General features: G+C 67.4%; 23 protein-coding genes. 10 read left to right on the top strand and 13 right to left on the bottom strand.

The genetic code is table 11. The features are described 5' to 3' along the window. Window positions 1-57 precede the first annotated feature (57 nt). Genes ACQPYH_RS27195 through ACQPYH_RS27210 form a run of 4 tightly spaced genes read right to left on the bottom strand, consistent with a single transcriptional unit; the run spans window position 58 to window position 3,296 of the window. Complete coding sequence (locus ACQPYH_RS27195) at window positions 58-354, bottom strand: AzlD domain-containing protein (RefSeq protein WP_432876726.1); 297 nt, start codon at window positions 352-354, stop codon at window positions 58-60. Continuing rightward, entirely contained in the window at window positions 314-1,024 is a 711-nt protein-coding gene (locus tag ACQPYH_RS27200; protein WP_432876728.1) for an AzlC family ABC transporter permease, read from the bottom strand. Before ACQPYH_RS27200 ends, ACQPYH_RS27195 begins: the two co-directional genes overlap by 41 nt. After that, a complete protein-coding gene (locus ACQPYH_RS27205) occupies window positions 1,021-1,572 on the bottom strand; it encodes a CGNR zinc finger domain-containing protein (protein ID WP_432876730.1) in 552 nt (183 codons plus the stop codon). Before ACQPYH_RS27205 ends, ACQPYH_RS27200 begins: the two co-directional genes overlap by 4 nt. Before the next feature lie 50 nt (window positions 1,573-1,622). Further along, window positions 1,623-3,296 (bottom strand): alpha-amylase family protein, encoded by a 1,674-nt coding sequence (locus ACQPYH_RS27210; protein WP_432876732.1) that lies wholly within the window; start codon window positions 3,294-3,296, stop codon window positions 1,623-1,625. Window positions 3,297-3,375: 79 nt separating this feature from the next. On the opposite strand from ACQPYH_RS27210, the gene ACQPYH_RS27215 reads away from it, so the two are divergent. Continuing rightward, the gene (locus ACQPYH_RS27215) at window positions 3,376-4,218 is read left to right on the top strand and encodes a GNAT family N-acetyltransferase (RefSeq protein WP_432876733.1); all 843 of its coding nucleotides are present in this window, start codon (window positions 3,376-3,378) and stop codon (window positions 4,216-4,218) included. Window positions 4,219-4,257: 39 nt separating this feature from the next. On the opposite strand, the gene ACQPYH_RS27220 is transcribed toward ACQPYH_RS27215, so the two are convergent. Then, window positions 4,258-4,881: a TetR/AcrR family transcriptional regulator gene (locus ACQPYH_RS27220; RefSeq protein ID WP_432876736.1), complete on the bottom strand. Its 624-nt coding sequence runs from the start codon at window positions 4,879-4,881 to the stop codon at window positions 4,258-4,260. A gap of 109 nt (window positions 4,882-4,990) precedes the next feature. On the opposite strand from ACQPYH_RS27220, the gene ACQPYH_RS27225 reads away from it, so the two are divergent. From ACQPYH_RS27225 to ACQPYH_RS27255, 7 genes are read left to right on the top strand one after another with little or no spacing between them, the layout of a single operon-like run. Beyond that, window positions 4,991-6,046: a Gfo/Idh/MocA family protein gene (locus ACQPYH_RS27225; protein WP_432876738.1), complete on the top strand. Its 1,056-nt coding sequence runs from the start codon at window positions 4,991-4,993 to the stop codon at window positions 6,044-6,046. Then, window positions 6,043-6,777 (top strand): hypothetical protein, encoded by a 735-nt coding sequence (locus tag ACQPYH_RS27230; RefSeq protein WP_432876740.1) that lies wholly within the window; start codon window positions 6,043-6,045, stop codon window positions 6,775-6,777. The genes ACQPYH_RS27225 and ACQPYH_RS27230 overlap by 4 nt, the downstream gene beginning before the upstream one ends. Then, the gene (locus tag ACQPYH_RS27235; RefSeq protein WP_432876742.1) at window positions 6,774-8,078 is read left to right on the top strand and encodes an ABC transporter substrate-binding protein; all 1,305 of its coding nucleotides are present in this window, start codon (window positions 6,774-6,776) and stop codon (window positions 8,076-8,078) included. Before ACQPYH_RS27230 ends, ACQPYH_RS27235 begins: the two co-directional genes overlap by 4 nt. After that, window positions 8,075-8,998: a carbohydrate ABC transporter permease gene (locus tag ACQPYH_RS27240; protein ID WP_432876744.1), complete on the top strand. Its 924-nt coding sequence runs from the start codon at window positions 8,075-8,077 to the stop codon at window positions 8,996-8,998. Before ACQPYH_RS27235 ends, ACQPYH_RS27240 begins: the two co-directional genes overlap by 4 nt. Further along, window positions 8,995-9,828, top strand: coding sequence for a carbohydrate ABC transporter permease (locus tag ACQPYH_RS27245; RefSeq protein ID WP_432876746.1), 834 nt, complete (start codon window positions 8,995-8,997; stop codon window positions 9,826-9,828). Before ACQPYH_RS27240 ends, ACQPYH_RS27245 begins: the two co-directional genes overlap by 4 nt. Window positions 9,829-9,839: 11 nt before the next feature. Next, on the top strand, window positions 9,840-10,685 hold the full coding sequence (locus ACQPYH_RS27250; RefSeq protein WP_432876748.1) for a 3-keto-disaccharide hydrolase: 846 nt from the start codon (window positions 9,840-9,842) through the stop codon (window positions 10,683-10,685). Beyond that, a complete protein-coding gene (locus ACQPYH_RS27255; protein WP_432876749.1) occupies window positions 10,682-11,551 on the top strand; it encodes a sugar phosphate isomerase/epimerase family protein in 870 nt (289 codons plus the stop codon). Before ACQPYH_RS27250 ends, ACQPYH_RS27255 begins: the two co-directional genes overlap by 4 nt. 46 nt (window positions 11,552-11,597) lie before the next feature. Here ACQPYH_RS27255 and gabT read toward each other — a convergent pair whose 3' ends face one another. Then, entirely contained in the window at window positions 11,598-12,953 is a 1,356-nt protein-coding gene (gene gabT / locus ACQPYH_RS27260) for a 4-aminobutyrate--2-oxoglutarate transaminase (RefSeq protein ID WP_432876750.1), read from the bottom strand. Between the two features lie 121 nt (window positions 12,954-13,074). Between gabT and ACQPYH_RS27265 the strand changes: the two genes are divergently transcribed. Further along, the gene (locus ACQPYH_RS27265; RefSeq protein ID WP_432876751.1) at window positions 13,075-14,544 is read left to right on the top strand and encodes a PucR family transcriptional regulator; all 1,470 of its coding nucleotides are present in this window, start codon (window positions 13,075-13,077) and stop codon (window positions 14,542-14,544) included. A 31-nt stretch (window positions 14,545-14,575) separates the two neighbouring features. Here the strand turns inward: ACQPYH_RS27265 and ACQPYH_RS27270 are convergent, their stop codons facing one another. From ACQPYH_RS27270 to ACQPYH_RS27295, 6 genes are read right to left on the bottom strand one after another with little or no spacing between them, the layout of a single operon-like run. Further along, entirely contained in the window at window positions 14,576-14,896 is a 321-nt protein-coding gene (locus ACQPYH_RS27270) for a hypothetical protein (RefSeq protein ID WP_432876752.1), read from the bottom strand. Then, window positions 14,893-15,729 carry a carbohydrate ABC transporter permease gene (locus ACQPYH_RS27275; protein WP_432876753.1) on the bottom strand — a complete coding sequence of 279 codons (837 nt, stop codon included), beginning with the start codon at window positions 15,727-15,729 and terminating at the stop codon, window positions 14,893-14,895. The genes ACQPYH_RS27270 and ACQPYH_RS27275 overlap by 4 nt, the downstream gene beginning before the upstream one ends. Beyond that, window positions 15,719-16,606, bottom strand: coding sequence for a carbohydrate ABC transporter permease (locus tag ACQPYH_RS27280; protein WP_432894503.1), 888 nt, complete (start codon window positions 16,604-16,606; stop codon window positions 15,719-15,721). Before ACQPYH_RS27280 ends, ACQPYH_RS27275 begins: the two co-directional genes overlap by 11 nt. Beyond that, window positions 16,606-17,883, bottom strand: coding sequence for an ABC transporter substrate-binding protein (locus ACQPYH_RS27285; RefSeq protein WP_432876754.1), 1,278 nt, complete (start codon window positions 17,881-17,883; stop codon window positions 16,606-16,608). Before ACQPYH_RS27285 ends, ACQPYH_RS27280 begins: the two co-directional genes overlap by 1 nt. A 14-nt stretch (window positions 17,884-17,897) precedes the next feature. Next, window positions 17,898-19,502, bottom strand: coding sequence for an FAD-dependent oxidoreductase (locus tag ACQPYH_RS27290; protein WP_432876755.1), 1,605 nt, complete (start codon window positions 19,500-19,502; stop codon window positions 17,898-17,900). Next, window positions 19,499-20,527, bottom strand: coding sequence for a LacI family DNA-binding transcriptional regulator (locus tag ACQPYH_RS27295; protein WP_432876757.1), 1,029 nt, complete (start codon window positions 20,525-20,527; stop codon window positions 19,499-19,501). Before ACQPYH_RS27295 ends, ACQPYH_RS27290 begins: the two co-directional genes overlap by 4 nt. Before the next feature lie 163 nt (window positions 20,528-20,690). Between ACQPYH_RS27295 and ACQPYH_RS27300 the strand changes: the two genes are divergently transcribed. Next, the gene (locus ACQPYH_RS27300) at window positions 20,691-23,033 is read left to right on the top strand and encodes a hypothetical protein (protein WP_432876759.1); all 2,343 of its coding nucleotides are present in this window, start codon (window positions 20,691-20,693) and stop codon (window positions 23,031-23,033) included. On the opposite strand, the gene ACQPYH_RS27305 is transcribed toward ACQPYH_RS27300, so the two are convergent. Then, window positions 22,990-23,805: a MerR family transcriptional regulator gene (locus tag ACQPYH_RS27305; RefSeq protein WP_432876761.1), complete on the bottom strand. Its 816-nt coding sequence runs from the start codon at window positions 23,803-23,805 to the stop codon at window positions 22,990-22,992. The genes ACQPYH_RS27300 and ACQPYH_RS27305 overlap by 44 nt on opposite strands. Window positions 23,806-23,810 lie beyond the last annotated feature (5 nt).

Genomic DNA, 23,810 nt, shown 5'->3' on the forward strand with positions numbered 1-23,810 from the left:
ATGGATTCCGCTGGCTTGGGTGGGTTGGCGCGTCTCCTGTTCTGCCCTTTGGCCCGCCTACGCCGAGGTGAGGCGGATGAGGGCTGTGGTGGCGACGCCGGCGGTGACGGCCGGGAGGATCGGCAACCTCAAGAGATTGAGAGTGCCGGCGACTGCTACTCCGATCAGCTCGGTCCAGTCGATGTCGCGGCCCAGGTCGGTGACGATCAGGCCGGCGAGCAGCGCCGGTGCGGTCAGTCGGGTGATATCGACCAGGGCCGGCGGGAGGTCGCGCTTCCCGAAGATCAGCGGGCCTGCTGCTTTCATCAGCCAGTTAGCGGCGCTGACGGCCAGTATCGACAGCCACAGCTTCATCGGGCCTCCTTCGTCGCAAGCCGATCAGGGTCGCCGCAGCGGCGCCGAGCAAGGCGTAGCTGGGGCCGGTGACGAACAACAGCCCGGCGGAGATCATCGCGCCGAGCACACAGGCCAGGACCGCGCGCCGGGAACGACGTACTTCGTCGATCAGCAAGATGACGAAGAACGCCGGGAACGCCACGTCGAGACCGAGCCTGTGCATCAGCTCCGGGGATGGAGCAGCCAGTACGCCGGCGGCCGTGCCCGCGGTCCAGCAGATCCATTGCGGGACGCTGACTCCGATCAGCCGCCAGACGTCGTACCGATCGTCCTCCTCGTGTGCGGCCACGAACGACGCGTCGACGATCGCCTGTGCCTGCAGCACACGTGCGAGCCTGCCACCGCGCAGGCTTGGCGCGATCGCGACGCTCATCACCATGTACCGCACGTTGATCACCATGGCCGCGACGATCGCCGCCAGCACGGTTGCTCCGGACAGCGAACTCAGCAACGTGAACTGCGCCGATCCGCTGAACGCGAACGCGGAGAACGCCACCGTCTCTACGCTTCCCCAGCCGCGTGCTCGTGCTTCGGCCCCGAAGTTGAGCGCCAGTACTCCGGTCGCGAGCGCCGGTCCGACGCCGAGACGGAGTCCGCGCACGAACGACTGGCGATCGGGCGACTTCATGCTGTCGTCCCGCCGCGGGCCCGCTCGTAGTGCCGTCGAGCGCGAGCCCGATTGCCGCAGTCGCCCGAGCTGCACCACCGGCGCGAGCCGTTCTTACTCCGGTCCAAGAAGAGCCAGCCGCAGCCCTCATCTCCGCACTGACGCAGCCGGCCAAGGTCCTCGTCCTCGAACAACCGCCAGACCGCCAGCCGGACGGCGCCGACCGCATCATCGGCTCGCCATCCGAACGGATCCACCTCGACCGAGGCTGACCGGACAACGCCCACGATGAGCCCGTGCAACGCGTCGATCGCGGCGCACGTGGGCTGTCCTCCGACCGCGAGGGGCGCCAGCACGTCGTACGCAACCTCCCGCGCAGCGACCAGGTCGTCGCGCAACTGCGGCGTCACCGCCGCGTCCGAGCTCACACCGGCGGCAAGCAACCAGCTCTCCACATTCGGCAACTCCGCGAAGCGATCAACGGTCCGCCCGGCATCGAGACGCCAGGCAACGGTGTTCACGAGATCCAGCCCGAGATGCCCACCGATCAACTCCGGCCGATACGCCATCCCGAACCACCTCCGGACCCGACTCTAACAGGCTATGTGGTTTTTGCCCATTAGAGCAGGTAGCGGTCTTGTGGACCGACGATGCGTAGCCAGCGGGCAGCGTGGGGCTCGAGCTGCAGCGACAGCGTGCCGTTCTCGGCGAGGTCGGTGGTCTCGTCGCGCAGCAGATCGACGGCGCGGAGCCCGACGCCCGAGCCGGCGACCGCGAGTGTTACCTCGGTCGCCTCGGCCGAGAAGTTGTGAGCGGCAACGATCGCGCCGCCTTCGTACTCCGATCGGTGCGCGACGACAGCCGGGGCGTTGTGCTCGAGAATCGTGCACTCTCCCCACGACAGCTCCGGGCACTCCCGATACCGCCGGATGAGCAGCTTGATCCAGTTGAGCAGGGAGTCCGGATCCCGGCGTTGAGCGGCCACATTGATGTGTTGAGGGCCGAACTCCCCTTCGGTGACCGGCGCCCTGAGCTGCGACGGATCGGCTGTCGAGAAGCCGCCGTTCGGGCCGGACGTCCACTGCATCGGCGTACGAACAGCGCCCCGGCCCTCGATGGCGAGGTTCTCGCCCATGCCGATCTCCTCGCCGTAGAACAGCACCGGCGTACCGGGTAGTGAGAACAGCAGGCTGTAGACCATCTTGAGCCGCGCCTGGTCGTTGCCGAGCATCGGCGGCAGGCGCCGGCGCAGACCACGCCCGTAGAGCTGCATGTCCTTATCCGGTCCGAACGCGTCGAACACCTCTTGGCGCTCGCTCTCGGACAGCTTGTCCAACGTCAGCTCGTCGTGGTTGCGCACGAACATCCCCCACTGGCTCTCCTCGGCAGTCGGCGGGCGTTGCCGCAGCGCTTTCACCAACTCGGCCGGATCGTTGCGCGCCAGGGACAGGTAGAGCCGCTGCATCCCGATGAAGTCGAAGCACATCGTCAGCTCGTCGCCGTCCTCGTCACCGAAGAAGCGGCGCGTCTCGGCGTACGGCAGGTTGACCTCGCCGATCAGCATCGACCGCCCGTAGCGCCGGTCCAGCGACGCTCGCAGATCGCGCAGGTAGTCGTGCGGATCCGGCAGGTTGCCGGCATCCTCGGCACCGGACGTGTCGAGCAGGAACGGTACGGCGTCCACGCGGAAACCGGACAGCCCGAGCTGCGACCAGAAGCCGATCACCCGCTCGATCTCCTCACGCACCTCGGCGTTCGCGATGTCGAGATCCGGCTGGTACTTGTAGAAGCGGTGCAGGTAGTACTGCTCCGCCTCCTCGTCGTACTGCCACAGGCTCGTCTCCTGATCAGGGAAGACGATGCCCTCGTGCTGGTTCGCCGGCGGCTCGTCCCGCCAGACGTACCAACCGCGGTACGGCGATTGCCGCGAGGCGCGGGCGCTGCGGAACCACGGGTGCTGGTTCGAGGTGTGGTTGACGACCAGGTCCGCGATCACCCGGATCCCGCGATCCTCGGCCAGCGTGATCAGCTCGACCAGATCACCGTGCGTACCCAACTGCGGATCGACGCCGTAGAAGTCGGTGATGTCGTACCCGTCGTCGCGATCCGGACTCGGATAGAACGGCATCAGCCACACACACGTCACGCCCAGGTCGGCCAGATGATCGATCCGTTGGGCGACCCCACGCAAATCCCCCGAGCCGTCACCGTCGGTGTCGAAGAACGTCTCGACATCGAGGCAGTAGATCACCGCGTTCTTCCACCACACATCCGCCGTCTCTGTCAGTCGCATACCTTCCCGTGCCCAGCGTGTAACGTCTGGCGGCCTCTGTGACACAGACCTCCGGAGACCGAAGCCTGCGGGAGGCATGATGACCGAGCGGACACCATTGTTTTGCGACGCGGACCTGGCGGCGCGGATCGAGCGCGCCGAGAGCGAGCTCATCGAAGCCACTGCCCTCGCCGCTCATCGTCGGCTCGACGACGGGCGGGGGTTCGTGATCCCGATAGCCGGTGGCCTCGCGAGCTTCGCGGACGACGACTCGCCGTTCAACAAGGTCGTCGGGCTCGGCTTCGGCGGTGTGCCGACCGACGATGTACTCGACGAGATCGAGCATGCGTACGCCGCCGTCGGCGCGCCCGTGCAGGTCGAACTGCCGCACCTCGCCGACCCCGAGATCGGCATCGTCCTCAGCCGGCGTGGCTATCGGTTGGAGTCGTTCGAGAACGTGCTCGGCATCGCCATCGCCGACAAGTACGACGTCACGCTGCCCGACGGGATCGAGATCCGGCCGAGCGGTGACGACGAGCTCGACCTCTGGCTGAACCTGATGGCCGACGCGGTCGCCGTACCGGACACCCAGGGAGTTCCGTGGCGCGAGGAGTTCCCGCGCGACACCTACATCGAGGCCGAACGCGACGCCGCGGCAGCCGACATCACGCGCTACGTCGCCGTACGGAACGGCGAGATCGCCGGCGGGGCAGGACTTCGAACAACCAAAGGCATCGCCCAGTTCGCAGGCGCCGCCACCCTCCCCGCCCACCGCCGCCACGGCATCCAGTCCGCGCTTCTCTTCACCCGCCTGTCCGACGCCGCCACCGCAGGCTGCGACGTCGGCGTCATCACCACCCAACCGGCATCGAAGTCCCAGCAAAACGCCCAACGCAGCGGCTTCGATCTCCTCTACACCCGCGCCGTCCTCGTGAAGGACTGAATACGTCAATCCAGGATGCGATCCAGCGTCCTGTTCCCTTTAGCAGGTGGTTTGCCAGCGGGTGATGGCTTGTTCTACGTGGGTTGAGACCAGGCCCGGGAGGTCGATGTCCGCGCCCAGTAACCACTGCAGCTCGATGCCGTCGAGGACCGCGACCAGGATCCGGATCTCGGCCTCGATCTGCTGGTCGGTCATCGCCCCGGCGTCGCCGTCCTCAATGGCTTCGCGCAGCTTGCAGGTCCACAGCTGGAGACCGTTCGAGTACCGCTGCTGGATGAACTCGCGAGCCGGATGCCCCGGATTGGTCGCCTCCGCCGCGATCGTAATGAACAGCTCGAGCAGTCCGCGATGGTGGACGTGGAACTCCATCAGGTCGCGCATCTGCCGGAAGTACGCCAGGCCGCGCGCGCTCTCGGGCAGCGTCGACCGCCCGGTCTGCACCGTCCAGTCCTCGAGTACGGCGGCGAGCAGGCCCTCCTTGCTGCCGAAGTACTGGATCAGGGTCGCGGGTGAGGCGCCGACCCGCTCGGCGATGGCGCGCAGCGAGCCACCGACGTACCCGAACTCGCCGAAGACCTCCGACGCGCTCCGGACGATGCGCTCACGCCGCTCGATCCCCCTGCGGTACGGGCCGCGGATCACCGGTGCTGTCTCGCCTGCCACAGGTCCCACCCCGATCGCCTCGTCGAACTCTTGACGAAACCTTACCAGGCGTTTACGTTTGCCGAAATCTGAACGACTGATCTGGTTTCACTCTGGTGAGGAGCCACGAATGCGGTCAACTCTCGGAGTCGGTTTCCTGGGTTCAGGCCCGGTCACGCAGGCGATTCACCTGCCGACCCTGGCCCGGCTCGCCGACCAATTCACCGTCCGCCACCTCAACGACATCGACGCCGGCGTGGCCGAGACCGTCGCGGCGCGGGCCGGTGCGGCGTACTCGACCTCGCTCGAGACGCTCCTCGACGATCCGCTCGTCGACGTCGTCGCGATCTGCAGTCCGCACGCTTTCCATGCAGAGCAAGCGATCGCGGCATGCCGGGCCGGCAAGAAGGCAGTGCTCTGCGAGAAGCCGATGGCAATGTCGGGCGACGAGGCCGCGACGATCGCAGCGGTTTCGGCGGAGACCGGCGTACCTGTCCTAGTAGGCGCGATGCACACCTTCGATCCGGGGTGGCGGGCCGCGGTTGCGCAGTGGGGTGAGCTCCCCACAGCCAGCCATACGATCCGGTCGTCGATCGTCCTCCCGCCGAACGCACGCTTCGAGGATCTGGCGACCGAGGTGCTCACGCGGCCGGACTTCCCTTCGCTGGATCTGTCCGACGTGCAGGTCCGCGCGGCGATGGTCCACGCCGGTGTGATGGGTCTGGCGGTTCACGATCTGCCGCTGGTCCGCAGCTTCTTGTCTCGGTACGACGATCTCAACGTTCTGAGCGCGTCTCTCCTGACACCGTTCGGCTACCGGATCCTAATGGTTGCTGATAGCAAGGTTGTGGAGTTGCACGCGGTCGTCTCGCAGACCTGGCAGCCGAGCTGGGTGCTCGAGGCGTACGCCGATGATCAGGTCCTGCACACCGAGTTCACACCGTCTTATGTGCACGCCGGATCGGCGGTCAGCACACTCACGACCGCGGAGTCGGCGCAGGTGTTCGGTCCGAGTTCGTCCAACGGCTACGAGGCGGAGTGGCTGGAACTCGCGGCCGTCGTACGCGGGGAGGTCGCGCCGCCCGACCTGGACGGGTTGGTCGACGACCTGCGGTTCACAGTCGCCGTTGCCGACGCCGCCGCCGAAGCCGTCCGCTCAGCCGACCGGACGGAGGCCGCCGCGTGAGCGCCGCACAGTCCGCCGTAGCGACACTGCCGCTGTCGTTTCCGGATCCCGGGGACGTCAGCATCGTTGATGGGGCGGGCGACTGGCCCGCCGGCGTTCGGCAGGCGCTCGGCTCGGGTGCCACCGCGGTTGTCCTCGTACATCCGCGGCCGGCCGAGTTCGCCGATCTCCTGACAGCGCGGGTGATCGTCGATTCGCCGTGGGCGTCCAACCCGGTGATCGACAACGCCGCGGCGGCGTTCCGAGTTGCCGACGGCAACCACATCGAGTGCCGGGTAGTCGCCGAGCCAGGCACCGACCTCGGCGACGCTCTCCTTCACCAACTGACTCTGATCCGCGCGCTCTTCAATCCAATCAGGACAGCAACCATCAGCTACCTGTCCGACCACGCGCTGTACGCCGAAGGCTCAACCGACGACGTCCGCGTGGACTTCAGCATCATCTGCACGTCCGCCGTACCCACCTCAGCCACCGTTCGCCTCCTCACCTCCGACGGAAGCGTCGAGCTGACGATTCCGACCGGCGACACGGCACAGCCCGCCCGGCTCATCACAGTCGGCCCCCACGGCGCAGTACTGGCGCCGACCATCTACGAGACCGGCCATCGCGCGACGCTGCGGCGACTGCACGACACCGCTCCGGCCGATCGACTCACCGACCTGAATCAGCTGTACGACGACGTACAGGTGGCGTCGGCCGCTCTGGCGGTCGCGGAAGGAGCGCAGTCATGAATCAAGGAAAGTTCACCCGCCGCGGGTTCCTGGGACTCGCCGGGGTGGCAGCTCTCAGCGCGTGCAATGTCTCCGGCAACAGCGGCTCGAGCAAGGCCGGCGACGCGTCCGGCGAGCTGAAGTTCTGGGACATGCCGTGGGGCGCCCCGGCGTACAACACGCTCGGCAAGCAGATCATCGGCGGGTACGCACCCGCGCAGGGCTTCGGCAAGGCGTCGTACCAGATCATCCAGTGGAACGGCTTCTACCAGACGTTCTCGTCGGCGATCGCCTCGAAGACCGGGCCGGCGGTCAGCTCCGGCGCCGGGTTCCAGGCGTTCCAGTTCGCCGAGCAGGGCGCGATCGCGTACGCCGACAACCTCATCGACGCGATGAAGAAGGACGGCACGTACGACGACTTCCTGCCCGGCGTGATGGACACGATGAAGACCGACAAGGGGTACGTCGCCGTACCGTGGCAGACCGACGTCCGTCCGCTCTGGTACAACAAGGCCCTGCTCGATCAGGCCGGCGCGAAGGTGCCGACGACCTGGGATGAGCTGCTCACGGCCGGGCAGGCACTGAAGAAGATCGGCGTCTCCGGCTTCGCGACCGGCTCAGGGTCGGACAACAATCTCGGCGCGCACACGATGGTCGCGATGATGGTCAACAACGGCGGCGGACTGTTCGACCCGGACGGCAAGCCGGACTGCGTGACGGACGCGAACATCGAGGCGATGACGTTCGTGAAGCAGCTCGCGGGCGAGGGAATCATCGACAAAGGCGCGGTCTCGTACACGATCGAGAACCTGCGGACCCAGTGGGACAGCGGGAAGGCCGGCCTCGGGATCCACTCCCCCGGGCTCGCGGCCCAGGCGACCAAGACCGGCAAGAACCTGTTCGTCGCGAGTCCTCTGAAGAGCCCGAGCGGCACGATCGCGGGCCTGTACTTCGTCAACAATCTGATGATGTATACGAATACACCGTCGCAGGAGGCTTCTGAGGCTTTCCTGAAGTTCTACTTCGGCCAGCTCCACAAGTACTGGGAGACCGCGGTCGGCGTGGCCGTCCCGGTGCTGAAGTCGATCGCGAGCGCGGACTACTACACCAAGGACCCGAACCAGGTCGCGATCGTCGAGAAATGGATCCCGGTCTGCAAGACGTACGCCGCGAAGAAGACCGCCTCGTTCGCAGCACTCGCGGCCGTTGACGGCGGCCAGGCCCTCGCCCAGTTCGCGCAGACCATGTTGCAAGGCCAGACCGATCCGAAGACGGCCCTCACCACGCTGCAGCGTGGTCTCGAGGGAGTCGTCAAACGATGACGACGGAGACCATCCCGCGCGCCTCGACTGCAGCGGCGGCGGGTCACGGGTTCCGGCTGAGCCGTACTGCGGTCACGATGATCCTGCTGGTCGCGCCGTGCGTCGTACTCCTGCTGCTGATCAACGCCTACCCGCTGGTCGTCGCCGCGTCCCAGTCGGTCCGCGACGGCACGCTGATCGTCACCGGCAATTTCGTTGGGCTCGGCAACTATGCGGACGTGCTGACCAGCCCGCGGTTCTGGAGCGCTGCGCGGTTCACGCTGGTCTTCACTGTCGTCGGTGTCTTCGGCAGCTGGCTGGTCGGCTTGGGTCTGGCACTCCTGCTGCGCACGAAGATCCCCGGCGGGACCGTGTTCAAGGTGCTGCTGATGCTGCCCTGGGTGGTACCGATCGTCGTGTCCTCGACGGCCTGGAACTGGCTCGTCAGCACACCGACCAGCCCGATCCCTTCGCTCGCCGCGCATCTTGGTCTCGGCGAGGTGCACTTCCTTGCCGATCCGACGCTGGCCGCGATCACCGTCTGCGTCTTCAAGGTGTGGGTCAGCTTCCCGTTCATGATGCTGATGACGTCGGCCGCCTTGGCCGCGGTCGACACCACCGTGTACGAAGCGGCCGGTATCGACGGTGCGAGCCGACGGCAACAATTCGTCCACATCACGCTGCCGCTGATCTCGCGGTCGACGTACATCAGCTGGATCTTGATGACGATCTTCTGCGTGAACGACTTCCCCACCATCTACCTGCTGACCGGTGGCGGACCGGTCGACGCGACGTCCTCGCTGGTCGTGCTGGCCTACCGCACGGTCTTCCAGGATCTGCAGACCGGCACCGGTGTCGCGATCGCGTTCCTGATGACGCTCGTCCTGGTGATCGTCTCGACCGCGCTCTACCGCCAGATCCGGAAGGTGGACATCGCATGAGCAGTGCAACGGCTCTTCAGTCGCGCGACCCCAGAGCGCGCGGGCAGTGGTGGCGCTTCGCTGTCCTGCTTGTCATCACTCTGGTCGTGCTCGTGCCAGTGTTCGCGACCTTGCTGCTGTCGATCCGCCCGAGCGGGTCGAGCGGCCTCCTGACGCTCGAGAACTTCCGCAACGTCTTCGCGAACACCGACGTACGGATCTGGCTCGGCAACAGCCTCGGCGTCACCCTCGCCACCGTCGTGGTCTCGGTCATCGTGGCGGCGCCGGCCGGCTACGTCCTGTCCCGTGGGCGCAGCAGGGCGGTCTCGGGTCTCTCGCTGCTGCTGTTCGTGATCCAGTCGCTGCCGGTCATCACGGCGATCATCCCGCTCTTCGTGCTGTTCGCGCGCCTCGGGCTGACCGACAACCTGATCGGCCTCGTGATCGTGTACGTCGGCAGCACAATGTCCGTGGCAACCTGGATGATGGCGGCGTACTTCGACTCGATCCCGCACGCCCTCGAGGAAGCCGCGTGGGTCGACGGCTGCTCGGTCTTCGGCTCGTTCGTCAAGATCGTGCTCCGCAACTCGCTGCCGGGCATCCTGTCCACCGCGATCTTCGCGTTCCTGCTCGCCTGGAACGACTACTTGGTCGCGCTCGTCTTCCTGCGCACCAGCTCGATCTTCACACTTCCGATCGGCCTGCAGACCTTCTTCCAGCAGAACGCGGTCGACTGGGGTTCGGTGATGGCGCTGTCCGTGGTGATGCTGTTGCCACCAGCAATCATCTTCGCGGTCCTGAACAGGTACTTCAGCATCGGCGGCATCGGCGGCGCACTCGCCGGCCGCTGAGAAAGGAACCTATGGAACTCTTCGACGGAAAGACGCTCAACGGCTGGTACGCCGTACCCCGCACCTACGACACGATGTGGCCCGGAGGCCCGGCGATCCGCGACCTGGTCCCGGATCTGGCGGCCGACTACGAAGAACAAGCCGCCAAGCATCCCGCTCACTGGGAGGTGGTCGACGGCGCGATCGAAGGCTTCCAGGACCCAGCCTTCCCCGGCTATGGCGGCTACTTGGTGACCGAGCAATCCTTCGGTGACTTCGAACTCGTGCTGGAGCTGAAACCCGATTGGCCGGCCGACACCGGCGTGATGGTACGACGCCGTCCGGACAACTGGGCCGGTTTCCAGGTGCTCGTCGACCACCGCAAGTCAGGCTCGATCGGCGGCTTCTTCGGCAACGGCACCGGCGGCTTCCACGCCGTACCGTACGTCCTCGACGCCGAACTCGATGCCAACGGCAACCCAACGGGCCTCCGCATCGAGGACCCCGCCACGACGTCCGAGCCGATGACCCCCGACAAGCCGGCCCTGCTCACCCGACGCGGGGACCCGCAGGAGTTCCTGGCCCGCTGGCGTTTCGGCGACTGGAACAGCCTCCGCATTCGCTGCGTCGGCGCTAAACCGACGATCACCACCTGGGTCAACGACGTGTTCGTCGCGGAGATCGACCTCGCCACGATGCAGCATCCGCAGTACGACGCCGACGCCGTCGCCCGCGACCTGGGTCCCGCCGGACACATCGCTCTGGAAGTCCACGACAACGACCCACGCTTCGGCGACGCCCGCTGGGGCCGCGGCGCCCGCTGCCGCTGGCGCAACCTCGCGCTCACCCCACTCTCTTCCCAAGGAGATTCCGAATGACAAAGTTCCGTGTCGGTCTCAACCCGCTCCCGTGGGTGCTCACCCCCGCAGGGTTCGACCACAGTGTGCCCGTGCTGAAGCGCGCGTTCGCCGAGATCGCGACGACACCGTTCCGCGGTATCCACGCGGATCCGCCACCCGGTCTGGGCGCGGCCGCGTATCGCTCGCTGCTGGCGGAGCACGGGCTGGAGCCGGCGCCGGGCTACTTCTCCGTCGACCTCACTGCCGACAACATCCGCGAGGCTGCCAAACAGCATGCGGCGGTCCAGGCTGAGCTCGGCAACACCGAAGTGTTCCTCGCCACCGGCCTGACCCCCGACCGCATTGCCCACCCTGCCATCGGATACGGCGAGACCGATCTCCCCAAGGTCATCGACTACATCGGCGCCGCCGCCGAGGCGATCACGGCCGAAGGTGTCACGCCGGCCCTGCATCCGCACGTCGGCAGCCCGATCGAGATCGAGCCGGAGATCCGCGCGGTGCTCGAGGCCGTGCCGTCGTCGATCCTGTCGTTCGGCCCCGACACCGGCCACCTCGCCTGGGCCGGGATGACCCCGGCGGTAGTGGTGACGCAGTACGCCGATCGCATCGCCGCCGTACACCTGAAGGACGTCCACCTCGACCAGGCCCAGGCCGCCAAGGGCGCCGACGCGAACTACTTCGACGCGACCGTCCACAAGCACACCGTCTGGACCGAACCCGGCCGCGGCGACGTCGACCTGCTCGCCGCCATCGCCACCCTCCCCGACACCTACAACGGCTGGCTCATCGTCGAGGTCGACGTACCCGAGGCCGACACCAACCTCGCCTCGACCGAACTCTCCGCCCGCTGGATCACCAACCACCTCGGCCCCAACACGTTCTGACCGACGGGCAGCCTGCCCGACACCCGCGCCACAGCCTCGGTTGAGATCAGCTGTCCTTGAAGATCTGTTCGAGGACGCCGAACGCCTCGGCGAGGAGGTGATCGGGGATCGAGAGCGGCGGCAGGAACCGGAGCACGTTGCCCCAGGTGCCGCAGACGAGCACCACGAGGCCCTGCGCGTGAGCGGCGGCGGCGACCCGCTGGGTGAGGGCCGCGTCGGGCTCGGTCGTGCCGGGCTCGACGAGCTCGATCGCCATCATCGCGCCGCGGCCCCGGACATCGCCGATCCGCGCATCGGCAGCTTGCAGCGCGGTGAGCCGCTCCGTCAGCATCGCCCCGATCTGGCGCGCCCGATCGACCAGTCCGTCGGCCTCGATGCTCTCGAACACAGCCAGAGCAGCTGCGCACGCGAGCGGGTTACCGCCGTACGTCCCACCGAGGCCACCAGCGTGCGGGGCGTTCATCATCTCGGCGCGCCCGGTCACCGCGGCAAGCGGCAAGCCGCCCGCGATGCCCTTGGCCGTCACGATCAGGTCCGGTACGACGCCCTCGTCCTCGCACGCGAACAGGTCGCCGGTCCGGGCGAAACCCGTCTGTACCTCGTCGGCGACGAACACGACACCGTTGTCGGTACACCATGCGGCCAGCGCCGGCAGGAACCCCGGAGCCGGTACGACGAATCCGCCCTCGCCCTGGATCGGCTCGATCACGACGGCGGCGAGGTTGGCGGCGCCGACCTGCTTCTCGATCACCTCGATCGCGCGGCGCGCAGCGGTCACACCGTCGAGGCCGCCGTCGCGGAACGGGTACGACATCGGCGCGCGGTACACCTCGGGCGCGAACGGACCGAAGCCGCTCTTGTACGGCATGCTCTTCGCTGTCAGCGCCATCGTCAGGTTGGTGCGGCCGTGGTAGCCGTGGTCGAACGCGACGACTGCTTGCTTACCGGTGTGCGAACGGGCGATCTTGATCGCGTTCTCGACCGCCTCGGCGCCGGAGTTGAACAGTGCCGTGCGCTTGTCGTGATCGCCGGGCGTGAGTCGGTTCAGTGCCTCGGCCACCTCGATGTACCCGTCGTACGGCGTGATCATGAAGCAGGTGTGTGTAAAGGCCGACGCTTGTGCGGCGACTGCCTCCGCGACCCGCGGGTTGCTGTTGCCGACCGTGGTGACGGCGATGCCCGATCCGAGGTCGATGAGTGAGTTGCCGTCGATGTCCACGACCACACCACCACCGGCGGCTGCGACGTACACCGGAAGCATCGTCCCGACTGCGCTGCTGACCGCGCCGTCCTTCCGAGCTGCGAGGCTCCGCGACAACGGGCCGGGGATCTCGGTCACCAGACGGCGCTCCTGGGGAAGCTGCGGTCCGCCGACTGCGGGCTGTGTGGCGGTAACGGTCATCAGAGCGCTCCAAATTTGGGTGCAGACACACCCGACGGTAGGAGGTCGCACCTGTTCGTGGCCATGTCGTCTTCGCACAATCGAAACCTGAACCTTGTGCGAGAATGACACCGTGGTGATGGTGGCGGATCTGTTGGCCGTTCCGGAGCTGGCGCTGGCTCCGGTGCACCTGTCCCCTGCGGGCGCCGAGGTCCGTTGGGTGGCGACGAGCGAGCTCGTCGACCCGACGCCGTACCTCGAGGGCGGCGAGGTGCTGCTGACAACGGGGCTCGAGACCGCCGAGTGGGCCGAGGAGTGGCAGGAGTACGTCGAGCGCCTGGTCGGTGCCGGTGTTGCTGCTCTCGGGCTCGGGGTCGGGCTGACGCACGAGCGGACACCGGAATCGCTCAGGCAGGCCTGCGAGGATCTCGGATTCAACCTCTTCGAGGTGCCACGACGTACGACCTTCGTGGCCATCTCCCGGACCGCCGCCGCGATGATCGAAGCCGCCCGCGGGAGTCTTGCCCGCCGCGCGCTGGACGCACAACGAGTCCTGACCCAGGCCGCGCTCGAGGTCGCCGACGAGGCCACGCTCGTACGGCGGCTTGCCGGCCTCGTCGACGGCGCCGCCACGATCGTCACGCGAGACGGCGAGCCGATCGACGGCCCGTTCGGCAGCCGGACCGAGGACCTGGTGCTCGACGACGTCCGGAGCGCCGTCGAACGGATCCAGGCGCAGGGCCTGCGTGCGGCCGCGAGCTCGTCGTCGGTGACCGGCTCCACCATCGTCCGGCCGCTCGGGGTGCGATCCCGTCCCGAAGCCTGGCTGGCGGTCTTCGTTCCCGGACTGAGCAGCGATGCCGACCGCCTGGCCATCGCGACAGCCGGATCACTGCTCAGCCTGAGCCTGGAGCGACGCCACGAGCGACGCGCGACCGACCGCCAACTCCGTTCGCGCGCTGTCGAGTTGTTGCTCGCCGGCGACGTCCGTACTGCCCGCATCGTTCTGGAGGCAACGGCCGTCACCGGCTCCGGCCCGAAACTGCCGAACGAGGTCCGACTGCTGCGGGCGCGGGGCACCCGGGAGGAGACCGCCGATGCGCTCGCGCTGCTGGAGGACCGGCGCGTTCTCGCCACCATCCTCGACGGCGAGCTCCTTGCAGTCCTCCGAGCCCGGGCGGACGACGTACCTGACCAGTTGGCAAGCCTCGGACTGCAGGTCGGCGTCGGCCGCGCGATGCCGCTCGAGCAGAGCACCATCAGCTACGACGCAGCGGGCCACGCCCTCGCCGCCACCGGCCGTACGACGCCGGTCCGCACCTGGGACGACCTCGTCGATACCGGCGTCATCGCCCTCCTCGGCACTGAGAGAGCCACCGCCTTCGCAAGCTCGTACCTAGCCCCACTGGCCGGCGACCCCACCCTCCTCGAAACCCTCGCCACCTTCCTCCGCCACCACGGCTCCCGCGGCGACACCGCCACCGAACTAGGCGTCCACCGCAACACCATCCGCAACAGAATCACCCACATAGAGACCCTCCTCCACACCTCCTTCGACGACCCCCAATCCCGCGTCAACGCCTGGGTAGCCCTCCAAATGCCTTATAAATAAGCCTATTTGAGCTCACGGGCTCTACGGGGCGCTACCCGATCGGTCGGCCGGAGAGGTCGGCGAGGTTGTTGAAGAAGGCGCGGTAGAGGGGTTCGTCGGCCATTGGGATCTCGACTGTGGCGTAGGTGACGACGCCGCCCATCAGCCGTGCGTAGATCGGTTCGTCCGGGTATACGGCGTACGAGAAATGCAGCATGTACATGCCGCGCTTGCGCGCCTGTGCTCGCACCCGCACCCAACTCAGCGGAGTTCGGTACGACTTGGTGACGTTGGCTTGATCGAACAGTTCGAAGACCCCGTCGTGGACGCGGATCTGCACCTTGTCGTGCTCGAAGACCATTGACTCGGTCATTTGAGCCCCGAATGGGCCAGGCCCTCGACGAACTGGCGCTGGGCGATCACGAAGACGATCAGGACGGGCAGGACCGTCATCGTGGCGGCTGCCAATTGGGTGTTCCACATCTCGCCTCCGTAGGCGTCGGTGAAGCGGGTGAGTGCCTGCGGCAACGTGAACAGCTCTGGTGAGGTCAGATAGACGGTCGGTTCGAGGTAGAGGTTCCACGAGGCGAGGAAGGTCAGGATCGCGACCGCGGACAGCGCCGGCCGGGCCAGCGGCAGGCAGATCCGCCACCAGATCCCGGGGCGGCCGAGACCGTCCAGCCGGCCCGCTTCTTCGAGCTCGGCAGGCAGGGCGATGAAGAACTGGCGCATGATGAAGGTCGCGAGAACGCAAGGTGCGGCCAGCGAGGTCACCAGGATCAACGGCCAGTGGGTGTTGATCATCCCGGCCCGCTTGAACATCTGGAACAGCGGGACGATCGTCACCTCGCTCGGCACGAGCAGCCCGGTCAGCACGACCAGGAACAGCGCATTGGCACCCGGGAAGCGGATCCGCGCGAACGCGTACCCAGCCAGACTCGACACCACCAAGGTGATCAGCGTGACCAGGACGGCGATGTAGAGGCTGTTCACGTACTGCCGCGCGAACGGCTGGAACGTGAACGCCTCGCCGTACGCCGCCAGCGTCGGGTGTGCGGTCAGCAACGACGGCGGTGACTTGAAGATCTCCGGCAACGGCTTCACCGACGCCGCGATCATCCACACCGTCGGCACCACGAACGGAATCGCGAGTACGCCGAGCGCTGTCACCAGGAGCACCCGTCGCGCCATCGGCCTACTGCTCATGGAACACCCACTTCCGGCGCAGCTGCCATTGCAGCAAGGTCAGCACCATCACGAAGCTCAGCAACATCAACGCCAGCGTCGAGCCGTACCCGATGTTGTTGAACTCGAACGCCTGCTGGAACACGTAGTACACGAGCACCGTCGTACTCAGCTCCGGACCGCCCTTGGTCAGTACGGCGATCTGCGCGAACGACTGCAGCGCCCCGACGACGGTGATGATTGCCGTCAGCAACACCGTCGGCGAGATCAGCGGCAGCGTGATTCGGGTGAAGATCGACCGGCTGCGTGCGCCGTCGATCCGGGCCGCCTCGTAGAGCTCCGACGGCACGCCCTGCAGCGCGGACAAGAACAGCACCATGTTGACACCGACGCTGCGGACCACCTGGCTGATGATCACCGACAGCATCGCGGTGTTGCCGTGCTGCAGCCAGTTCGGTCCGTCGATCCCGATCGCGTCGAGAACGCCGTTGATACCGCCGTTGTCCTGCAGCAGGAAGCCCCAGACCAGGGTCCAGGCCACCACCGACACCACAACCGGCGAGAAGAACAGTGTGCGGAAGAACGTCGCGCCGCGGAACCGGCGATTCAGCATGACGGCGATCAGCAGCCCGAGCGTGATGTTCAGGACCACCACGCCGCCGGAGAACAGAACCGTTGCCAGCAGCACCTTCGGCAGCTGCGGATCCTTCGCCAGCTCGGCATAGTTGCCGCCGCCGACGAATATCTGCTTGCCGGTGAAGATGTTCCATTTGTGCAGGCTGTACCAGATCGCCAGCCCGACCGGGATCAGGACGAACAGCATGACCCCGATCAGCTGCGGCGCGATGAACAGGTACCCGGTCAGGACATCTCGGCGGCGGGTGGTCCAGAACTTCATCACTTCGCCAGGATCGGCTGAATCGCAGTACACACCGAGTTCAGGACGGCCGGGATGTCGGCGTCGGGCTTCCACAGCGCGTCCAGCGCGGTCTTGCCCTTCTGCGCGATCTCGGCCGGGCTGGTGTGGTTGGGCAGGGTGACCGCGTTCGGCAGTTGGTCGATCACCGCTTCCTGCAGCTGCGCGGCGGACAGGACCTTGTTGTTGGCGGCAAGCTTCGCGCCGGTGAGCAACGACTTCCGCGGCGGCGGGAAGAACTGCGCGAGCTTCTCCGTGTTGACCGGATTCGTCAAGTAGGCAAGGAAGTCCGTGGCCTGGGCCTGGTGTTTGCTCGCAGCAAGGACACCGACGCCCGCCTGTCCGAGTACGGCGTACTTGCCTGCCGGACCGGCCGGCAGCGGGTACAGCCCGAACTTGAAGGAGCCGGTGAGCAGCGAGGCGCGGGAGACCTGAGCGACGGTGAAGGCAGCGTCGCCAGCGAAGAAGTCGGCCTTCGTACCGGGGCCGGGCATGGCCTTGGTCTTGAAGGCAGCGTCGTGCAGGAACGTGAAGGCCTTCTGCATCTCCGGGCTGTTGAACGTGCAGGTCTTGCCGTCCGCGGACCACGCCGAAGCGCCGAAGCCGGTCCACACCGTGGCCAGCGTGTTCCAGGCGGTGTAGTCGAAGTCCCGAATGACGAAGCCGGCTTTGCCCGTCTTCGCGTGTACTGCGGAGCCTGCGGCCGCGACCTGGTCCCAGGTCAGCGTCTTGGGATCGATCTTCTGCCCGGCCTTCGCCAGGAGGTCGGTGTTGACGTACAAGGCGTACGGCGAGTTCGAGAACGGGTACGCGTACAGCGTGCCGTCCTTGCTGAACTCCTTGGTCGCGCTGTCCTCGAGGTCGTCGTACTTCCAGCCGTCGGTCGCCTTGAGCTTGTCGGTCAGTCCGACCAGCGCGTCGGAGGCGATCAGGTCCTTGGACAGGTCACCCATCCAGGCCAGGTCGGGAGCGTTGCCGCCGGCGATCTGCGTGGTCAGGGTGGTGTTGTAGTCGGCGAACGGCAGGCTCTCGAACGTAATGGACGAGATCTCAGGGTGCTCGGCCCGGTAGGCCGCGCCGATCGCGTTGAACAGCTTGAGCTGGTCCTCGTTCGAGGTCCAGACCGTCATCCGCAGCTTGACGTCCGTCGCGCTCGCCGAGCCCGAGCCCGTCCCGGTGCTCGAGGCACCGCAGGCGGCCGTGACCGCCGCCGCTGTCGTCAGCGCCAGGGCGCCGAGCAGCTTCCTTCTACTGATCATGATGTCGTCCTTCGCTAGTAGCCGGCGATCTCCGGCCAGTGCAGCTCGACGCCGGCCTCGGTCAACCTGCTCTGGAGCCGGTCGACCGCGACGTCGTCGGCCGCGATCTGCTGGGGGCTGAGGCCGCGCTCGAGGCAGAACGCCACGAGTTCGCCGGCCGATTCGCCGATGTTCCACTCGACCGGATGGAGCCGGTAGGCGCCGTTGGTGATGTGGGTCGTGCCAATGTTCTTGGCGGCCGGCACCAGGTTCTGGGTGGCCACCGGTACCAGCGCGCCGAGTGGGATCTCGAACGGCGCGCACTCGACATCGATGTAGTTGTCCCCGCCGGTCGAGGGATGCAGGTCGATCCGGTACATCCCGACTCCGACCGAGCCCTCGAACCGGGCCGGTCCGTCATATCCACGAGCCTTGATCGACACGTCCTGCTCGCGCACTGTGGTCAGTGCCTTGATTCGTCGCGACTCCCGGATGTACGGCGCCTGCGCGAACCCGTCGGCGGTACCGACGAGATCCCCGCGGAGTCGCAGGCCGGGCCAACCGCGGCCGCCGTCCGGGCGGGGCGCCTCGGTCTGCAGCCAGTACACATAGGCGCGCGACTGCGCCTTCGCGGCCTGCAGGTGCGCCGACCGGTCGTCGGTGTCGATGATCGAGCCGCCGACGTAGTCCAGCTGCGGCCAGTTCGCCAGCACGATGTCGCTGTCGTAGAAGCCGTCGGCGAAGCTCTGCCGGGCAGCGATCCGCCGGAACTGCCACAGATCGTTGTCGCCGGCATCGAACCGCGGATCACCGGTGACGTCGCTCGCCGGGTTCACGTTCATGGTCCGCTCTTCCGGCGCGAGCGTCCGTGGGTTCGGCGCGGTGAACGACAGCATCGGCGCGCCCCAGAACGGCAGCTCGAACGAACGCCAGAAGTCGTAGTCGTCCGGCCGCGCGATCGTGTGATCACCGGCCACGTGGTCGAAGACGAAGCACCAGGCGATCGACTGCACGTTCGCCGGGTCCGCCACCTCGGCGGCGCTCGGCTCGCCGGTATCGGCCCGCGCTTCGGCGCCCACGACGTACTCCGTGCCGGTCAGCGGCAGCAGATCGCCGGTCTCGGTCCCGTCCAGGACGAACTCAGCGTTGATCACGGTCTCGGCCCCGGTCCGCGGGTCCGCGACGGTGACCGAACGTACGACGTTGTCACTCACGTCGGCCGCGACGGGAACCGCGGGCTGCAGGACGGTCAGCCGCCCGGTCGACCGGTACGGCGCCAGCAGTCCGGAGATCACGGCCTCGGCGACCCGCGGCTCGTGGCACAACCGGCTGACCCGCCCGCGGCCCGGATTCAGCTCGCGGTCAGCTCGAGCCGTATCCGAGAGCGGGTAGTGGTCGCGGTAGTAGCGCCGGATGCCCTCCCGCAGCGCACGGTACCGAGCGGTGACTCCGAACTGCTCCACCCAGATGTGCTCGTCGGGCGGAACGGCCTGTGAGGTGAGCTGTCCACCGAGCCAGGCGTACTCCTCGGTCATCACCACCCGGCGCCCGCGCTGCAGCAGCGCGAGCGCCGCCGCAACCGAACCGAGCCCGCCCCCGATGATCGCGACCTCGGTTGTGATCGTGGTCCGGCCGTTCATACGATCGTGTCCCCCGGCTCGACCTCTGCGACCAGTAGCCGGCGCGTCTCGAGCGCGGCCCACTCATCCGGATCGGTGCCGATCAGCAGCTGCAGCAGGTCGAGAGCCTCGGCCGCCAACTGCTCCCGCGGTATGTGGAAGCCCGCCAGCGTCCGGCCCTCGATGCGATGACCGCGCACCTCGCCGAGCGCCGCGACCGACACCTCATCGGGTACGGCGACTCCCGCGCCAGCCATCGCGTGGACGACGTCCTCGATCAGAAACGCGTCCTCCGCGATGATCAGCGTGGCGCCCGTTGCACGCGCCAGCCGGGGCAGGTCGGCGATCCGCTCCTCACCGACCAGCAGGAACGCCAACCGGCCCTCCGCCGAAGCAGCCTCCACCGCAGTACGCCGATCGCGAGCCGTCGGCGTGTCCCGGCCGCGATGAACGTAGAGCGCCTGCTGGTGACCCGCATTCGCAGCCTGGTCGATCAGCCCGGTAGTCGGCGTGGTGTAGTCGATAGCGACGTACGGCACCGCGGCGGCGGTCTCGTCCCGGCGCCCGACTGCGACGAACGGGAACTGCTCGGCGACCAGTCGCTCCAGCTCGGACGCGACCATCTGCTGACCGAGCAGGACGCAGCCGTCGGTCAGCCGGAGGCGGGTCTTGCGGTGGAAGAGACTGCGCGTGCCGTTCTCGACCGGAGACGAGGTGAAGAAGAGGAGATCCCAGCCGATCCGCTCGGCCGCGCGCTCGAGCCCGTTCAGCAGCGGGCCGTAGAAGTCCATGCTCTCGGGCGACAGCGCGGCCTCGTAGGTGAAGATGCCGATGATCTGGTTGTCCAGCCCTGCCAGCCGGCGCGCCGCGGGGTCGGCGACGTACGTGAGCTGCTCGATGGCCTGCTTGACCCGCGCCCGGGTCGCCTCGGGGATCCGCACGTTGGTGCCGTCGCGGTCGTTCAGCACCACCGACACGGTGGTCTGGCTGACGCCCGCGATCTCGGCGATCTCGCGCTGGGTGACCCGGCGAGGTTTCGGTGCCATCGGCTCCTCCGTCATTCTGATAATGCCTATCTTCAGCTCGTTGGCCGTGACCTTAGTACAGCGGATCCCGTTTGCGCAATGACCTCTTGACGAGCGGTCGCCGCTCTGACAGCGTTCCGCTCACTAGATTGCAGATACGCATTATCAGCATCGGAGGCAGATCGTGGCAGAGCAGCCCCTCAGCCGGCGCGGGTTCCTTGGCGCGGCCCTCGCGGCCGGCGTCGTCCTCGTCGCGGAATCGGTCCCGGTCACGGCGTACGCCGCGGCCGGCGACGTCACGCTGACCGCCGGCGGGATCAGCTTGCTGGCAAGCGTCGGCGGGCGGCTCGCGATCCGCGACGCCGCCGGCGTCACACGGTCGGCCGGGTCGAAGTTCCAGGTCAAGGACAGCGTGACCGGGATCCACAACTCGATCGGCGGTACGCCGACGCTGAGCGCCCTCGCCGACGGCACACCGGCGATCCGGATGGACTACACCTTCGACGCCGCGGCCGGGTCGACCACGGTGACCGGCTGGTTCAGCGTCGGTACGTCGCACGCCCGGCTGGAGTGGCACGTGACCGGCGCGGCGACGCTGGTCCCGGACGGGTTTCTGTTCAGCCGGGCGATTCAGGCTCCGACGGCGGCGGACGACTACATCGCGATCACCCAATGGGTCCGCGACTCGGGTGGGGGCATTCCCTTCGAGGACACGCTCGGGGTCGCGCATACGTCGACGTGGGGCAGCTTGCACGGGTTGTTCCTGCTGGACCGGTCGAAGCAGGCGTGGACCAACGCGACGTGGATCCACTCCCCCGGCGTGGTGGATCCGGCCGGCGGCTGGAACAGCGCAGCGGACTTCTTCTTCTCCGAGACGCGTCCGTCGGCGACAGCCACGATTGGTCGCGGCCGGGAACTGGGCCTCGATCTCACCACCAACCGTGACTTCAACCTCTTCGACGTCGCCGGTGAGGCCATGGAGCTCACCGCCTTGGTGGCCAATGGCGGTGCGGCCCGGTCGGTCTCACTCGAGCTGACAATGCGCACCTTCGACGGCGCCGTACTGGCTGAGTCCACCGTGAGCGGGAGCGTCGCGGCGGCTTCGACCTGGCAGTACACGTTCAGCGTGCCGGCTCCGGCGAGTGGGATCGCGCTGGCCGAGGTCGTGGTGCGATCGGGTGACGATTCCGCGTTCGCGCGGACCAACCTCGCGGTGCTGCCGTCGTACGACTATCAGGCCGGCGCGGACAGCATGTTCGGGATCGCGAACTACCCGTGGCTGCTGCGGCCGAGCGCGGACGCCGTACTCGATCTGTGGCAGCGGGTCGGCATCAACCTGGTCCGGATCGCGTACGACGGCGGGCCGGGGCTGCCGCCGTCCGCGTTCGATGCGCGCGGCATGCGGCACAACATCGAACTGCAGCCGACGCTGGGCATCCCCGACGACGCGGCGACCGCGTGGGCAGCAGACAAGTTGGCGGTCGCGGCCGGCGCCGGGGCGGGGTACTTCGAGGTCGGCAACGAACTGAACCGGCCGTTCAACACGGGGACGGCCGCGCAGGCGTACTTCGACCAGGTCATGCGACCGGTCTTCGATCGGCGGGCCGTCACCGGCGACACCGTCAAGCTGATGAACAACGGGCTGGCCGGGATGGACAAGCCGTGGGTGGAGAACTTCATCGCGGCGGGCGGCTGGGACCTGATCGACGCGTTCGCCTATCACCCTGGGCGCGGCAACTTCACGCCCGACTATGTGCCGCCGGGCGATGTCTGGGACACGGGGGCCGCGGGCACCTACTGGAACTTCTACGGTGGCCTGAAGCAACTAAAGGTGCTGATGGCCGAGCACGGCCAGAAGGAGATCTGGCTGACCGAGGCCTACGCGCCGACCAAGCCGAACAGCTGGTGGCACGACACCTACCGGCACGCCGCGGAGAACGTGCTGCTCACGCTGGGGCTGGCCAAGGCTGAGGGCGTGCGGTGCGTTTGCTGGTACCAGTTCCACGACAGCGTGCTCGGGATGCCGCAGGTCGCGGACCCTGACAACGTCGAGTACCACTACGGGCTGATGAACCGGGATCTGAGCCCGAAGCCCTCGCTGCTTGCCTATGCGAACGCCGCATGGGTGCTCGACCAGGCGACGTTCCGCGGCTGGTTGACGTTCGCCGATCCTCGCACCTTCGGCTTGTGGTTCGACACGCCCGACGGACCGGCCGTCATGCTCTGGAACCGGGCCGACGGCTACATCCTGAACACCGCCGGCACACGCGACGACTGGCACTTCCCGGCGCCCGAGATGTGGGTCGACCCGTGGCCGACCAAGACCCCGCTGACGGTTGCGGCCGGTGCCACCGTACGGGAAGTGGATGCGATCGGGCAGGCCCGATCGCTGCCGGTCGCCGAGGGGAAGGCCACGCTGACGCTCGACGGGGCGCCGCGGATCTACTACGGGCTGATCCCGCATCCATCCGGCCTGGGGACGTTCACCCTGGCCGGCTGCCGCCCCGGCCGTCGCTTGGACAGATGACCCGCGCACGCTCAACAGGAACCTTCTCGATCCGGGTCCAGCCCTTCCAGCCGCGGTCCTCCATGATGGCGAGCAGCTGGGCAGCCTCCGGTGCGGACTCGAGCATGACGGCGTCCAGCAGCTCGACGAGCCCATCGTCGAAGGGCTCGTCACCCAGCTGCCCGGCTTCGAACGCGCGGAGGTACAGGCGTTCCAGGATGTCGGCGATCTCGACGAGCAAAGCATCGTCGCCCTGATTGTCGACTGCCTGGCTCACCAGGCTGTAGAGCTTCTGCGCGTCCGGATCGCCCAGCTGCTCGTGCTTCGCGGCGATCACGGCGTCGATGACGTCCGGCACCTGGGCGGCGATCATGATCCAGGCGTCGCGTTCCATCTCGATGTAGCGCTCGCTGATGCCGTGATCGCGCAGCCGGTCGAGATAGCCCACAACACTCTCCGGGAGCGCGAGATGGTCGCCGGCCGCGAGTCTGACGAGTCGCCGACGGCTGTCCTGCAACCGCCGGATCTCCGCCCGCAGCTCCTTGTCGATCTCCTGTACGCCGTCCTCGAACGCGTCCGGCTCCGCGTCGAGCAGCTCGTGTACCCGGGCCAGCGGTACGCCGGCATCGGCCAGCGTGTGGATCCGGATCAGCCGTACGACGGCGGCCGAGCCGTACGACCGGTACCCGGAGCGGTCCCGTCCGGGCTCCGGCAGCAGCCCGATCTTGTGGTAGTGCCGTACGGCCCGCACCGTCACACCGGCGTACGCCGCCAGCTGGCTGATGGTGAGCATGAACC

The sequence above is a fragment of the Kribbella sp. CA-245084 genome (genome assembly GCF_050942355.1).
In the GTDB taxonomy this organism is placed as follows: Bacteria; Actinomycetota; Actinomycetes; order Propionibacteriales; family Kribbellaceae; genus Kribbella.

Coding starts and splice junctions, on each gene's coding strand:
- ACQPYH_RS27195 (WP_432876726.1), bottom strand. CDS start 354: ATGAAGCTGTGGCTGTCGATACTGGCCGTCAGCGCCGCTAACTGGCTG.
- ACQPYH_RS27200 (WP_432876728.1), bottom strand. CDS start 1,024: ATGAAGTCGCCCGATCGCCAGTCGTTCGTGCGCGGACTCCGTCTCGGC.
- ACQPYH_RS27205 (WP_432876730.1), bottom strand. CDS start 1,572: ATGGCGTATCGGCCGGAGTTGATCGGTGGGCATCTCGGGCTGGATCTC.
- ACQPYH_RS27210 (WP_432876732.1), bottom strand. CDS start 3,296: ATGCGACTGACAGAGACGGCGGATGTGTGGTGGAAGAACGCGGTGATC.
- ACQPYH_RS27215 (WP_432876733.1), top strand. CDS start 3,376: ATGACCGAGCGGACACCATTGTTTTGCGACGCGGACCTGGCGGCGCGG.
- ACQPYH_RS27225 (WP_432876738.1), top strand. CDS start 4,991: ATGCGGTCAACTCTCGGAGTCGGTTTCCTGGGTTCAGGCCCGGTCACG.
- ACQPYH_RS27235 (WP_432876742.1), top strand. CDS start 6,774: ATGAATCAAGGAAAGTTCACCCGCCGCGGGTTCCTGGGACTCGCCGGG.
- ACQPYH_RS27240 (WP_432876744.1), top strand. CDS start 8,075: ATGACGACGGAGACCATCCCGCGCGCCTCGACTGCAGCGGCGGCGGGT.
- ACQPYH_RS27245 (WP_432876746.1), top strand. CDS start 8,995: ATGAGCAGTGCAACGGCTCTTCAGTCGCGCGACCCCAGAGCGCGCGGG.
- ACQPYH_RS27250 (WP_432876748.1), top strand. CDS start 9,840: ATGGAACTCTTCGACGGAAAGACGCTCAACGGCTGGTACGCCGTACCC.
- ACQPYH_RS27255 (WP_432876749.1), top strand. CDS start 10,682: ATGACAAAGTTCCGTGTCGGTCTCAACCCGCTCCCGTGGGTGCTCACC.
- gabT (WP_432876750.1), bottom strand. CDS start 12,953: ATGACCGTTACCGCCACACAGCCCGCAGTCGGCGGACCGCAGCTTCCC.
- ACQPYH_RS27270 (WP_432876752.1), bottom strand. CDS start 14,896: ATGACCGAGTCAATGGTCTTCGAGCACGACAAGGTGCAGATCCGCGTC.
- ACQPYH_RS27275 (WP_432876753.1), bottom strand. CDS start 15,729: ATGAGCAGTAGGCCGATGGCGCGACGGGTGCTCCTGGTGACAGCGCTC.
- ACQPYH_RS27280 (WP_432894503.1), bottom strand. CDS start 16,606: ATGAAGTTCTGGACCACCCGCCGCCGAGATGTCCTGACCGGGTACCTG.
- ACQPYH_RS27285 (WP_432876754.1), bottom strand. CDS start 17,883: ATGATCAGTAGAAGGAAGCTGCTCGGCGCCCTGGCGCTGACGACAGCG.
- ACQPYH_RS27290 (WP_432876755.1), bottom strand. CDS start 19,502: ATGAACGGCCGGACCACGATCACAACCGAGGTCGCGATCATCGGGGGC.
- ACQPYH_RS27295 (WP_432876757.1), bottom strand. CDS start 20,527: ATGGCACCGAAACCTCGCCGGGTCACCCAGCGCGAGATCGCCGAGATC.
- ACQPYH_RS27305 (WP_432876761.1), bottom strand. CDS start 23,805: ATGCTCACCATCAGCCAGCTGGCGGCGTACGCCGGTGTGACGGTGCGG.